This window comes from Pseudomonas syringae group sp. 247E2 (assembly GCF_032587795.1).
Taxonomy (GTDB): domain Bacteria; phylum Pseudomonadota; class Gammaproteobacteria; order Pseudomonadales; family Pseudomonadaceae; genus Aquipseudomonas; species Aquipseudomonas amygdali.
In genome coordinates this window covers 437,585-450,750 of sequence record NZ_JAWHPK010000008.1, presented here as the reverse complement: position 1 = coordinate 450,750, position 13,166 = coordinate 437,585, and the positions used below count along the sequence as shown (strand labels likewise).

The 13,166-nt window shown below is 57.5% G+C and carries 12 protein-coding genes and 1 tRNA gene; 11 read left to right on the top strand and 2 right to left on the bottom strand.

Annotated elements, in window-relative coordinates; genetic code table 11:
- The first annotated feature begins 46 nt into the window (after nt 1-46).
- The 5 genes from RYC18_RS09270 (at nt 47) to RYC18_RS09250 (ending at nt 7,317) form a co-directional block, all read left to right on the top strand.
- Nucleotides 47-134, top strand: a tRNA-Ser gene (locus tag RYC18_RS09270).
- Nucleotides 135-285: 151 nt separating this feature from the next.
- Nucleotides 286-2,829, top strand: coding sequence for a TerB N-terminal domain-containing protein (locus tag RYC18_RS09265; protein ID WP_316885416.1), 2,544 nt, complete (start codon nt 286-288; stop codon nt 2,827-2,829).
- Nucleotides 2,826-4,121 carry an ATP-binding protein gene (locus RYC18_RS09260; protein WP_316885415.1) on the top strand — a complete coding sequence of 432 codons (1,296 nt, stop codon included), beginning with the start codon at nt 2,826-2,828 and terminating at the stop codon, nt 4,119-4,121. The genes RYC18_RS09265 and RYC18_RS09260 overlap by 4 nt, the downstream gene beginning before the upstream one ends.
- A 43-nt stretch (nt 4,122-4,164) precedes the next feature.
- Entirely contained in the window at nt 4,165-6,345 is a 2,181-nt protein-coding gene (locus RYC18_RS09255; protein ID WP_117143879.1) for a DEAD/DEAH box helicase, read from the top strand.
- Nucleotides 6,346-6,408: 63 nt separating this feature from the next.
- Nucleotides 6,409-7,317, top strand: coding sequence for a LysR family transcriptional regulator (locus RYC18_RS09250; protein ID WP_004665681.1), 909 nt, complete (start codon nt 6,409-6,411; stop codon nt 7,315-7,317).
- On the opposite strand, the gene RYC18_RS09245 is transcribed toward RYC18_RS09250, so the two are convergent.
- Both RYC18_RS09245 and RYC18_RS09240 read right to left on the bottom strand, forming a co-directional pair.
- On the bottom strand, nt 7,303-8,082 hold the full coding sequence (locus tag RYC18_RS09245; RefSeq protein ID WP_117140777.1) for a substrate-binding domain-containing protein: 780 nt from the start codon (nt 8,080-8,082) through the stop codon (nt 7,303-7,305). The genes RYC18_RS09250 and RYC18_RS09245 overlap by 15 nt on opposite strands.
- Nucleotides 8,083-8,096: 14 nt before the next feature.
- Nucleotides 8,097-9,398 (bottom strand): MFS transporter, encoded by a 1,302-nt coding sequence (locus RYC18_RS09240; RefSeq protein ID WP_044345597.1) that lies wholly within the window; start codon nt 9,396-9,398, stop codon nt 8,097-8,099.
- A gap of 234 nt (nt 9,399-9,632) precedes the next feature.
- On the opposite strand from RYC18_RS09240, the gene tusD reads away from it, so the two are divergent.
- The 6 genes from tusD (at nt 9,633) to RYC18_RS09210 (ending at nt 13,125) form a co-directional block, all read left to right on the top strand.
- Nucleotides 9,633-10,025, top strand: coding sequence for a sulfurtransferase complex subunit TusD (tusD, locus tag RYC18_RS09235; protein WP_002553985.1), 393 nt, complete (start codon nt 9,633-9,635; stop codon nt 10,023-10,025).
- Between the two features lies 1 nt (nt 10,026).
- Nucleotides 10,027-10,389, top strand: a complete 363-nt coding sequence (gene tusC, locus RYC18_RS09230) for a sulfurtransferase complex subunit TusC (RefSeq protein WP_117140779.1) — start codon at nt 10,027-10,029, stop codon at nt 10,387-10,389.
- Nucleotides 10,389-10,688, top strand: coding sequence for a sulfurtransferase complex subunit TusB (gene tusB / locus RYC18_RS09225; protein WP_005745694.1), 300 nt, complete (start codon nt 10,389-10,391; stop codon nt 10,686-10,688). The genes tusC and tusB overlap by 1 nt, the downstream gene beginning before the upstream one ends.
- Nucleotides 10,685-11,020 (top strand): TusE/DsrC/DsvC family sulfur relay protein, encoded by a 336-nt coding sequence (locus RYC18_RS09220; RefSeq protein WP_016982226.1) that lies wholly within the window; start codon nt 10,685-10,687, stop codon nt 11,018-11,020. The genes tusB and RYC18_RS09220 overlap by 4 nt, the downstream gene beginning before the upstream one ends.
- The gene (locus tag RYC18_RS09215; protein WP_005755650.1) at nt 11,017-12,018 is read left to right on the top strand and encodes a glycosyl transferase family protein; all 1,002 of its coding nucleotides are present in this window, start codon (nt 11,017-11,019) and stop codon (nt 12,016-12,018) included. Before RYC18_RS09220 ends, RYC18_RS09215 begins: the two co-directional genes overlap by 4 nt.
- Before the next feature lie 108 nt (nt 12,019-12,126).
- Nucleotides 12,127-13,125 (top strand): glutathione S-transferase family protein, encoded by a 999-nt coding sequence (locus RYC18_RS09210; protein ID WP_016982229.1) that lies wholly within the window; start codon nt 12,127-12,129, stop codon nt 13,123-13,125.
- Nucleotides 13,126-13,166: the final 41 nt, after the last annotated feature.

Here is a 13,166-nt window from a genome sequence, read left to right as displayed (position 1 = left end):
TTGACAGCTTGTTTCATTCCGGTATTATGGCGCCCGCAACGATAGTGGAGGTATGGCCGAGTGGTTTAAGGCAGCAGTCTTGAAAACTGCCGACTGTAACAGGTCCTAGAGTTCGAATCTCTATGCCTCCGCCATATTTGGTAGCGCAAAGCCCTGATTATTCAGGGCTTTGTCGTTTCTGGGGTTTGGCTAATGCAATCGCAAGCTCATCCGCCCACGCTTGGCCCGCGCTGACAAAATGTGGATACTGCCAGTTTGCCAGCCGATGAACCATGGAAGATCCCAATGGCACCCAGCCGAACGCTTGTCCATCCTGTTGGAGGCACGCAACCCCACGCGGGCGAGATTCGGCATGCTGCCGAGTCTGACAGTCACGGCTCAGTGTCAGACACCTTTGAAATACGCCTTATCGATGAAGAGCTCGAACGCCTCGCGATCGGTCGATATGCCCGCTTCAGTCGAGCGTCAGGCAATCTCGCGGGCGGCACTCAGCCTTATCCCGACCGTATCCATACAACGGCTTCCGATGAGGACTTCTCCGACCTGGCCATAGGGCGCTATGCGCGCTTCAGCAGACCGTCTCCCAACCTTGTTGGCGGTACACAACCGCAGGCGGACATAGCGTCGGAACAGGCGCCCTCGGCCTTCGCTCCGCAAATGCGCCATCCAGAGCGCGAGTCTGAGTTCTTTACCATCCGGCAGGACTCTCCCGGCACCAACTCTTTCAGCATTCCCAAGGCACCTGATCGTCCGGCGAAGGCCAGATGGCTGCGTCCAGGGGAGCCGTTCAACGTGGCCGATATCACCTTGCCCGGCGGCATGATCTACACAGGAACGCAAAACCCGGAATTCAGGCTATCCGAACCTTCTTTCATAGACGCTGCCTTGCCGGTGGCCGGTTCCGATGCGCCTCCCGCTGCACGGTCGGCATACTATTGGTCGACCTATAAAGACCTCGAACCTGCGGCACGCCGGGGCTATCTGCAGTGGCTGGCAGGGGGACGTTGCGATCCTGAAGCAAGCAGCGGTTACCTGTTCATGTTTTTCCACGGCCTTGAACGGCGTTTACTGATCGACAGCCTTTCTGATCCCGACGCACGAAAAGAAATTCCCGCGTTAAGAGAGGAAATCGAGCGTTTGCGGACTGTTTATCATCGGGATTTTTCGTTTTGCAACCAGGCTTCGCGGCTTCTCGAATACCTGAGCATGCCTGTCATTTCAGGGCAGATGTATTTGCGCGAGCCACCAATGGAGTCGGCCGACTACTATGAAATGCCCATCGTGCTGCGAGTGGCGCTAGGTCAGATGGCCATCGACAAACACCCGCTGAATGCATCCTGGGCCTTGTCTTGGGCGCTGACGGATCCGAATATCTCGCGTGGCAAACCTGTTGGCAGATGCACAGATCTGTTTCAGCGGCTGTTCAGGGCCGAATATGAAGAACAGTTTCCCGATGGCCTGAAGCTGCTGAGAAACAAGACCAGACTATGGGTCGCCTATCGCCCATCGTCCGCCTACCTCGATGTACCGGAAATACCGGTGGGCGACCTGCCAGACGTCAGCATTACGTCCGCCACTCGCAAGAAAATTCAACTCCTCGTGCAGAGCTGTGCTTCAGTACTTGCTCCATTCAGTCGGTACATGGGCCGCAATGCCGATGATCTCGATAAGCATGAGTCATTGGAGGCGCTGCTATTGCTGCCCGTGTCGCTATGGCCCGAATACGCCAGACATGAACTGCGACAGCTTCAATCGGAGGTCAGGACTGCTACGAAGCTGACGACGCTTGATCAACTGGCCATACGTTTCAAGTCTGACGGTGCCCAGTCACGCAACCAGATCGTCGCGCTGACAAAAGTGCTTGAAGGTATGCACATAGGTATGGAGCCGGATGTGCTGGCAGGCAATCGTGCGCCCAAACCTGAGGACAGCATCGTTCTGTTTGTGACCGAGCCAGATCCAGGCATGTCGAGGGTGACAGTGGATTACAATGCGGCTGTTGTCACTCTGGATCTCGCCAGCAGTGTTGCAACGGTTGATAGAGGCACAAGCCAGCGTGCAGTTGCACTGCTCGAACAGCATATCGACTCATGGGGTCATCTGCGTATCTCGCATCGAACACGTCTCAAGGCATATCTGTTGATGCAAATGCAGCAGCCGCCCAACCTGGCAAGCCTGAAAAAGAAGCTGAGCTCGCTAAATCAGGACGAAAAGCAGGCCATCGTCGGTTGCCTGACTCACCTGGCCCACGCTGACGGAGCGGTTACGCCTGAGAAAGTCAGACTGCTTGAGCGGATATACAGGGCACTTGGACTCGATCCTCACACCCTTTACAGCAACCTTCATGGTGCTGCGGCCGGTTCGCAGACAGGCCCGGTATCGACAGCGCTGTCAGCCACTACAGCAACAGGGCCCGACAAGAAGCCAGGCTCCGGAATCGTGCTGGACATGGGCAGGGTTGCCCAATTGCGACGTGAAACGGCAGAGGCGTCGGCGCTGCTGGCTGATGTTTTTCGCGACGATCAGGAGGACGAGCAGCAGGATGACAAGCAGATAGCCAAAGACGATGCATCACAAGACACTCCAGACACTGACGCCCATCTTCATGGGCTTGATGCGGGCCACTCTGCGTTTCTGCGCCTGCTGGTTTCGCGCAACCAATGGAGTCGACGAGAGCTGGAAATCGCAACGGCAGAGATGGCGTTGATGCTCGACGGCGCGCTGGAGCAAATCAACGATATGGCATTCGAATTGTTCGACATGCCGGTTTCCGAGGGCGATGACCCTATCGAAATCAATCCGGATATTTTAAGCGAGCTTGCCCTATGAACAAGATACGAGCCAAGGATCGCGATGCGGTCATTCAATCACTGCGCGCGGGTGTCGTTCCTCGTGTCGGGCAGCACTTGATCCAGGTCGGACGGGCGGGTGAGCTGGCAGCTCTTATCAAGGATGTAGACCGGCTGGCCGAAGGCGGTTCTGCCTTTCGCATCGTGGTCGGCGAGTATGGCGCGGGCAAGACTTTCTTCCTCAACCTGGTCAGAGGCATTGCGATGGAACGCAAGCTGGTGACGATGCACGCCGATCTGAACCCCGATCGACGCCTGCACGCCTCGGGCGGTCAGGCCCGCTCCCTGTACGCCGAGCTTGCCAAGAACATGTCTACACGCACCAAGCCGGACGGTGGCGCACTTCAGGGCATTGTCGAAAAGTTTATTTCCCAGGCCAGAACCCACGCGAGTAGCAAAGGCGTAGACAGCGAGACGGTCATACGCCAGAACCTCGCCGAGCTTACGGAAATGGTCAACGGCTATGACTTTGCCGAAGTCATAGCCGCTTACTGCCGAGGCTTTAACGAAGGGAACGAACAGCTGAAAGCCGATGCAATCCGCTGGCTTCGGGGAGAATTCACAACCAGGACGGACGCTCGCGCGGCCTTGGGAGTCAGAAGCATCGTTGACGACGCGTCCGTTTACGATCAGCTCAAACTGCTTTCCCGATTTGTGCGTCTGGCAGGCTTCGGCGGGCTTATGGTGTGCCTGGACGAATTGGTCAACCTCTACAAGCTTGCCAACACGCAGGCTCGCAATGCGAACTATGAACAGATCCTGCGCATCCTCAATGACTCCCTGCAAGGATCGACTGACGGGCTGGGCTTTGTTCTGGGCGGCACGCCGGAATTTCTGATGGACACTCGCCGCGGCCTCTACAGCTACCCGGCCCTGCAATCGCGCCTTGCAGAAAACACCTTTGCCAAGACAGGCTACGTTGATCTTTCCGGCCCTGTCATTCGGCTGACCAGCCTGACCCCGGAGGACTTCTATGTCCTGCTGCTGAACCTGCGTAACGTTTATGCATACGGCGACGCGAAACAATACCTGCTTCCGGAAGAGGCGATCCCGGCCTTTATCGAGCACTGCGGTCAGCGTCTGGGTGAGGCTTACTTTAGAACGCCACGCACCACCATTACCGCGTTTATCAACCTGTTGGCGGTTCTGGAGCAAAACCCTGAGGCCAACTGGAGAAACCTTCTGGGCGCCATTGACATTGCCAGGGATGACGGCGGCAAAAGTGATTTCACTGTAGAGGCCGATGATGAACTCACAAGCTTCAAGCTCTGACTCATCCGCATTCCAACGGCTTCACCCCAATGTACAGCAATGGGTGTGGTCGCAAGGCTGGACATCGCTAAGGGATGCTCAGGAATGGGCCATCCCTGCGCTGATCGACGCTGATCGCGACGTTATAATTGCGGCCTCCACCGCAGCGGGCAAGACCGAGGCGGCATTTCTGCCCATTCTGACCCATTTGCTCAACAATACCGATGCGCCGGGCGCTGTGCTCTATATCAGCCCGCTCAAAGCCTTGATCAATGATCAGTGGGACAGGTTGACACGTCTTTGCGAGCGTCTGGAGATCCCGGTTGTCGGCTGGCACGGGGATGTTTCGGCAAGCAGAAAGCATCGTTTTCTGAAATCGCCCAGCGGTGTACTGCTCATAACCCCCGAGTCGCTGGAAGCCCTGTTCGTGAACCGGGGCTCGGCGCTTGCAGGCCTCTTTCAGCCCCTTCGCTACATCGTCATCGACGAATTACATGCTTTCATCGGCAGCGAGCGCGGCAAACAATTGCAGTCCCTGATGCATCGCGTGGAAACGGTCGTCGGCAAAAAGCTGCCACGCGTAGGGCTGTCCGCAACCCTGGGCGAGATGGCGCTCGCGCGCGAGTTCCTGCGTCCGGGGCAAGGCCAGCGCATGGACGAAATCATTTCTCAAACGTCGGGCCAGGACCTTCAGGTTCAGGTACGTGGTTACACCATGCTGCCGATGAAGAAACTGGCGGCAAACCTGCAGATGGTCGTCACAAAAGACGACGACAACGATCAGGATGAAGAGCAGGAAGAGGATGTCTCCGGGACCAGACACGCTATAGCCGCGCATATGTACAAGGTGTTACGTGGCAGTAACAATCTGATCTTTCCCAATAGCCGCGACAAAGTTGAATGGTACGCCGACCGGCTGCGGCATTTGTGCGAAAACGACGGTTTGCCGAACGAGTTCCTGCCTCACCACGGAAGCTTGTCCCGAGACTTGCGTGAAGATACGGAGCGAGCACTAAAGGCCGGCAGCCCGCCCGCCTCGGCCGTCTGCACCACGACCCTCGAACTTGGCATCGATATCGGTAACATCAAGGCGGTCGCGCAGATCGGACCTCCGCCATCAGTGGCGAGCCTGCGCCAGCGACTAGGCCGCTCCGGGCGTCGCGCAGGTGAGCCCGCCACACTTCGCGCCTACTGCCAGGAAGACACCCTGACACCTGATTCAGACCTCTCGGATCAGCTCCGGCAAAACCTGGTGCAGACAATCGCCATGATTCGATTGTTGATCGAAAAGTGGTTCGAACCTCCAAGAGCAAACGGCCTGCACGCCTCTACGCTGGTCCAGCAATGCCTGTCTACGATTGCGCAGCAAGGTGGTGCACATGCTTCACAGCTCTGGAATGAGCTGATCGCGAGCGGAACATTCGCGGCCGTTGATAAAAACGACTTCATGGCCCTTCTCAAGGCTCTGGGTGAAAAGAAACTGATCGTCCAGGACAGCTCTGGCCTGCTATTGCCTGGCGAGATCGGCGAAAAGCTGGTCAACCACTACGAGTTCTACAGCGCGTTCAGCAGCGACGAAGAATTCAGGCTGCTTCTCGATGGCAAGCCGCTAGGTTCCATTCCTGTCAGCCGCCCGCTGACCCTCGGGCAACGCATCATCTTCGCAGGCAAACGCTGGCAGGTCATGGATGTGGACCTGGAAAAGAAAGTCATTACTGTCAAACGCGCCCGTGGCGGCGAACCTCCGGTATTCGACGGACTGGGCGCAAAGATCCATGACCGGGTGCGTAAAGAAATGCGCGCGGTACTGACGGAGGTCACCCCCTGCCCGTTCCTCGATGCCAATGCACAAGTCCTACTGGCGGAAGCGCGCCAGACATTTCACCGGCTGGGACTAGCTGACCAGTGTCTGACGGGATCGACCTCAAACAGCTATCTGCTGACCTGGGCGGGCGACTACACCAATGATGCGCTGTGCTTGCTGCTTAACCAGGCTGGGGTCATGTGCACAGCTTCGGGACTAGTACTCGAAATCAGCGCCTCTCAGGAAAGCGTGCTGACAGCACTGGGCAGGATTGCGGAACTGGACGCAACCGACGTGGAACCACTGCTGAAAGATGTGAAGAATCTGATACGGGAGAAGTGGGACTGGGCCCTGCCAAATTCGTTGCTGATCAAATCATTTGCCTCCAGCCAGCTTGATATACCGAACGCGATTGCGCTTGCGAAGACCTTGACGGCCTGACTGCCCTGCCCGCGCAACCTGATATATTGATGTCCATACCGAATCAATAATCCTGGTCATGCAATGCCCATCAATTTCGACCTCAACGACCTCCAGGCATTTCGTGCCGTGGTCGAGAATGGCAGCTTCCGCAAGGCCGCTGAAACCGTACAGATCACCCAGCCTGCACTCAGCCGCCGTATAGAAAAGCTTGAGTCTGCGCTGAACGTGAAGCTGTTCGAACGGACCACCCGCAGGGTCAGCCTGACCACGGTGGGCCGTGCATTTCTGCCTCAGGTCGAGCGAATACTGGATGACCTCGATATCGCATTGATGACCATCGATGGCGTCGGTTCCACCCGGATGGGTAGCGTCACCATTGCTTGCGTGCCGTCAGCCGCCTACTACTTCATGCCGCAGGTCATCAGCGAGTTTCATAAGCTGTTTCCAAAAATCAGAATCCGCGTCATGGATGCCAGCGCCAACGAGGTCAACAGCGCAGTTGCCCTTGGCGAGGCAGATTTCGGGGTGAGTTTCAGCGGCAATCTGGCACCGGAGGTCGACTTCGAATTGCTTCTTCAGGAACGCTACGTGATGGCCTGCCGCCGGGATCACCCGCTTGCGACCTGCGCCAGCGTGAGCTGGGAGGAAATGTACCGCCACGACTACATCGCTCTGGACATAACGTCAGGTAACCGTCTGGTACTGGATCAGGCACTGGCGCTCTCACGCCCGAACAAGGAGAGTATCTGCGAAACGCGGCATGTCACCACCATGATCGGCCTTGTGGAGGCCGGCCTCGGCGTGGCGGCGGTGCCCTCGATTGCCATGCCGATGACCGCTCACCCGTTTCTGGTGAGCGTGCCATTGGTTGCACCTGAAGTGGTTCGCAACGTAGGGCTGATCAAACGTCGCGGGAGGACATTGACGCCTGCAGCCCTTGAACTGGAACGACTGGTCAGGAAGATGCCGCTACGTTCAGCGGGGAACTGAATCCAGCCCGGTAGACTGCACCGTGGCCTGCGCTTTTGGGGACGCCAGGTAATCGAGCAATGCCTTCGCCTGCTTCGGGTGCTCGGCATTGACCGGAATGCCAGCGGCGTAGCGGGTAACCGACTGAACGTCTTCCGGAATCTTCGCCACGAATGTCACGCCGGGAACCGGCAACAGTTCGGCCACCTGTTGAAAGCCCACTTCGTAGTCGCCCTTGGCAACCACTGAAGCAACCGGGATGCGCTCGATCATCTTGCCCTTCGGCGCGAGTTCCTTCTCGATACCGAGCTTTTTGAAAAGCTCTTTTTCGATGTACACACCACTGGCGCTGTCGGAGTAAGCAACCGACTTCGCCTTGAGCAGCGTGTCTTTCAACTCGCTGTCGGTACCGATTGCAGGCTTGGCGGCGCCCTGTTTCACGACCATACCAATACGCGAATCCGCCAGCTCGACACGTGATGCCGGGTCTACCTTGCCTTGCTTGATCAGATCATCCAGCGCATAGCCGACCATGATCACCACATCGGCATGCTCGCCACGAGCCAGGCGGTTTGGAATGGCCTCGGGGGCCTTGCCCATCGACGGGCCAAGGATGGTGTCCAGTGTATCCCCGGAAGACGTCGCGTATTGCGGCCCCAGCAGTTTATATGCAGCAGTAAAGCCGCCTGATGTCATGACCTTGAGCTCTTCAGCCTGAGCGGCAACGCTGACTGCCATACAGCCCAGAAAAAGCACCGCCAATTGATGTTTATGCAACAGTTTCATAGTTTTTTCCTTTATTAAACAGCCAGTTGCGGGCGAACCGAAAGGTGCCGGTAGAGCACCAGGGTCGCGCCAAGCGCGCAAGCTGCAGCGAACGTCATCCAGTAAGCAGGTGCAGCCTTGTCACCGGTCAGATGGATCAACCAGGTCGAGATTGCCGGGGTGAAACCGCCGAAAACTGCTGTCGCCAGGCTATAGGCCAGAGAAAAACCGGCCACCCGCACCTCTACCGGCATGATTTCAGTCAGCGCCGGAATCATCGCGCCGTTATACAAACCGTAGAGAAACGAGAACCACAACAGCACTTCCAGCATATGAGCAAAGCTTGGCGCCTGAGCGAGAAAGGACAGCGCCGGATAAGCGCTGATGATGGTCAGCAGCGTCATCGCTACCAGCAGCGGCTTGCGTCCGAAACGGTCGCTCAACATGCCGCCGACCGGCAGCCAGATAAAGTTGGAGACACCGACCAGCAACGTCACCAGCAGCGCATCGGAGGTACTCAGATTGAGTACGGTTTTGCCGAATGTCGGTGCATAAATGGTGATCAGGTAAAACGTGGTGGTAGTCATCGCCACCATCAGCATGCCGGCAATCACCACGCGCCAGTTTTGCAGCAGCGTCGCGAACACCTGTCGCATGGTCGGACGGTGAGCGCGCGTGGCGAACTCTTCGGTTTCCTGCAGGCTGCGGCGTAGCAGGAAAATGAACGGGATGATCAGGCAGCCGATGGCGAACGGAATTCTCCAGCCCCAGTCGGCGACAGCAGCAGGTGTCATCCATTGGTTCAAGCCGTAACCCAGCGCGGCGGCGACAACGATTGCCACCTGCTGGCTGCCTGACTGCCAACTGGTGTAGAAGCCCTTGCGGCCGGGTGTCGCCATCTCTGCCAGATACACCGACACGCCGCCCAATTCCGCGCCTGCGGAAAAGCCTTGCAGCAAGCGACCGACCAGCACCAATGCCGGTGCCCACAAGCCGATGCTCGCGTAACCGGGCACCAGGACAATCAGTAACGTGCCACTGGCCATGATCGACAGAGTCACGATCAAGCCTTTGCGCCGGCCCACGTCATCGATGTAAGCGCCCAGAATAACGGCACCCAACGGGCGCATCAGGAAGCCCGCACCGAAGACCGCGAAGGTCATCATCAGCGAAGCAAACTCACTGCTGGCCGGGAAAAATGCGGAGGCGATCTGGGTGGCGTAAAAGCCAAACAGGAAGAAGTCGAATTGCTCGAGGAAGTTGCCTGAAGTGACGCGAAATACTGCTCCGGCCTTCGACCGGGTGTTGCCTGTTCCTGATGGGGATGAGCTGTGCATCAGTGTTCTCCAGCGATCTTATTAGAGTGTTGTAAGCGCTTATGGGGAAGGAGTCTGCCGGACACACTTTGAAACGATAAGTGCTATGTTTTCATCGATTGATGCCCGATTAACATCAATCGACACTCAGACGGTTGCGCCCTGACCCAGCGCTTACAGGTCGAACCGCGCCAAACTCACACGTCGGCCCTTGAATTCTTTATCATTGCGGATGTTTTGTTGGCAGAGCCGATCATGAAATTCGCCATCTCACTTTTTTCCGCCGCCCATGCGCCCTCCTCGCGAAGAGCCTTGCTGTTCGCCAAAGCCGTACTCGCAGGCGGACATGAGATCGTCCGGTTGTTTTTTTATCAGGACGGCGTACACAGCGCGTCGGCCAATGTCGTGACGCCTCAGGATGAGCAGGATATGGCCCTGCAATGGCGTGACTTCATCGCCGAACACCACCTGGATGGCGTGGTATGCATCGCCGCCGCGCTGCGTCGTGGCGTGCTTGATGCCCAAGAGGCCGAGCGTTATCAGCGGCCAGCGGCGAATCTGCGGGAGCCTTGGGAATTGTCTGGGCTGGGGCAGTTGCACGATGCCGTGCAATCGGCTGATCGTTTGATCTGCTTTGGAGGGCCGTGACATGCCCAGATCATTATTGGTAGTCAGCCGCCAGTCGCCGTGGTCCGGTCCCGGTGCCCGTGAAGCGCTGGACATCGTGCTGGCGGGTGGTGCATTCGATCTGTCGGTCGGACTGCTGTTTCTGGATGACGGGGTTTTCCAGTTGTCGCCGAAGCAGTTGCCCGCCGCCCTGCAACAGAAAGACCTGACCGCAAACCTCAAGGCCCTGTCGATGTTCGGCGTTGAAGACCTGTATGCCTGCGGGCAAAGCCTGACCGAGCGCGGCATCCCTGCCAGCGCATTGAGCGAAGAAATCAGTCAGTTGTACACACGCTCCGAACTGTCGGCACTTTTTGACCGCTACGACGAGGTGATTACGATCTGATGGCTACTTTGCACGTTCTCTCCCATTCGCCTTTTGCCGACACCCGACTGGACAGCTGCCTGCGCCTGCTGGGCCGTGACGACGGCGTATTGCTCTGTGGCGACGCTACTTATGCACTGACGCCGTCATGCGCACCATTGAAATCCCTACAGCCCCTGGTCGATTCATTGCAGTTATTTGTGCTTGATGAAGACATCAAGGCACGCAATCTGCCACTGCCCACCGGAGTAAACAGCATCGACTACCCTGCCTTCGTGGAACTGTCCTTACGCTTCGACAAGGTCAATACCTGGCTATGAAACAGTTGACGATTGACGGGCACAGCATCGAACTGGACAAGGATGGCTTTCTGCAGGACCTCAACGACTGGTCGCTGGACGTCGCACACGCCCTGTCCGCCGAGGAAGGTATCGCCCTGAGTGCCGAGCACGTAGAAATCCTCCAGTTGCTGCGGGATTTCTACGCCGAGTTTCAGCTTTCGCCGGCCACTCGGCCGCTGATCAAATACACCGCACTGAAGCTGGGTACGGAAAAAGGCAACAGCATGCACCTCAACCGCCTGTTCAACGGCACTCCCGCCAAACTCGCCGCCAAGCTGGCGGGCCTGCCTAAACCGACCAATTGCATATGAACGATTACACCGCGCTTGTTACCGAAACACCTGAAGAACATCCCTTTGCGACATTTGTGCGCATCCTGGGCAAAGGCAAACGCGGTGCGCGCAACCTGACGCGCGAAGAAGCGCGAGAGGCCATGGGTATGTTGCTCGATGAAAAAGTCGAGGACACCCAGCTCGGGGCTTTTCTGATGCTGCTGCGCCATAAGGAAGAAAGCCCCGAGGAACTGGCGGGGTTTACCGAAGCCGTGCGCGAACGCCTCAATGCTCCGGCGATTCAGGTCGATATCGACTGGCCGACCTACGCGGGGAAAAAGCGTCATCTGCCGTGGTACTTGCTGGCGGCCAAGTGTCTGGCGCAAAACGGCGTGAAGATCCTCCTGCACGGCGGCGGTGCCCATACTGCGGGACGCCTGTACACCGAACAATTGCTCGGCCTGCTGAATATTCCCCTGTGCCGCAACTGGTCGGCAGTCGAAACCTCGCTTGAGCAAGGCAATATAGCGTTCATTCCGCTAGGGGACTGGGCACCACAGCTGCAACGCATGATTGATCTACGCAACACGCTGGGCCTGCGCTCCCCCATTCATTCTCTGGCACGCATTCTCAACCCGCTTCAGGCCCGTTGCGGCCTGCAAAGCATCTTTCATCCGGGCTATCAGAGCGTGCATCGCGATGCCAGCAGCCTGCTGGGCGACAACGCCATTGTGGTCAAGGGTGACGGTGGCGAAATCGAGATCAACCCGGACACTATCAGCCATTTGTACGGCACCACTGGCGGCCAGCCTTGGGACGAGGAGTGGCCAGCGCTTTCGCCGCGCCGTCACGTAAAACCAGCGACACTCGACCCGCAGCAACTGTTGGCCTTGTGGCGCGGGGAAATCGAAGACAGCTACCCGCAACTGGCGTTGATATCGACCATCGCGCTTGCCCTGCGCGGCCTGGGTGTCGCTCGCGACGAAGCGTTCGAGCAAGCCCGAGTGTTCTGGGATCGCCGCGACAAGAACCTCTGACCTATCGGCTGTGACGATCACCAGCCCCCATAATCTTGCGCTTTTTCGGTCGAACCGATGCGCCCTGGCTGACCTCCAAGCTCTATAACCTGGAAATGGGAGTCAGACATGGGCCTTCTGGTCGAAGGACACTGGCAAGACCAGTGGTACGAAAGCAGCAAAGATGGCGCCTTTCAGCGAGAAAACGCGCAACGACGCAACTGGGTCACAGCCGATGGACAAGCGGGGCCATCCGGTGAGGGCGGTTTTGCTGCACAGGCCGGCCGCTACCACTTGTATGTCTCACTGGCATGCCCGTGGGCACACCGCACGCTGATCGTACGCAAGCTCAAAGGCCTGGAAAGTCTGATCGGTGTTTCAGTGGTCAGTTGGCTGATGCTGGAAAATGGCTGGACTTTTGATCAGCAGAAAGGCTCCAGCGGCGATGCGCTGGATGATTTCCAGTTCTTTCACCAACGCTATACGGCCGATGATCCCAGCTATACCGGACGCGTTACTGTCCCTGTGCTGTGGGACAAACAGCGGAAATGCATCGTCAGCAATGAGTCTGCGGAAATCATTCGCATGTTCAATGACGCATTCGACGAACTGACCGGCAACACGCTGGATTTTTATCCGCAAGCCTTGCGGGCGAGCATCGACGAGCTCAACGAGCAGATTTATCCGAACGTCAACAACGGTGTCTACAGGGCCGGGTTCGCCACCTCACAGGGGGCATACGAAGATGCATTCAATGATGTGTTTGCCGAACTGGACGTGCTGGAAAACCTGCTCGGGGAAAAGCGCTACCTGACAGGGAAGCACCTGACCGAAGCCGACATACGCCTGTTCACCACCATCGTGCGCTTCGATGCGGTGTATTACAGCCACTTCAAGTGCAACCTGCGGCGCATCGCGGATTACCCGAACCTCAGCAATTGGCTACGTGAGTTGTACCAATGGCCAGGTATCGCGGAGACCGTGAACTTCGAGCACATCAAGGGCCACTACTACGCGAGCCATCGCACCATCAACCCGACCGGCATCATACCCAAGGGGCCAGCGCTTGATCTGCAGGCAGGTCACGACCGGCAGCGGCTGTCCGGTGAGGGTGTCTGGAGCAATTGACAGATTGGCAAAAAAGGATGGATAGCCCGAACGGGCTATCC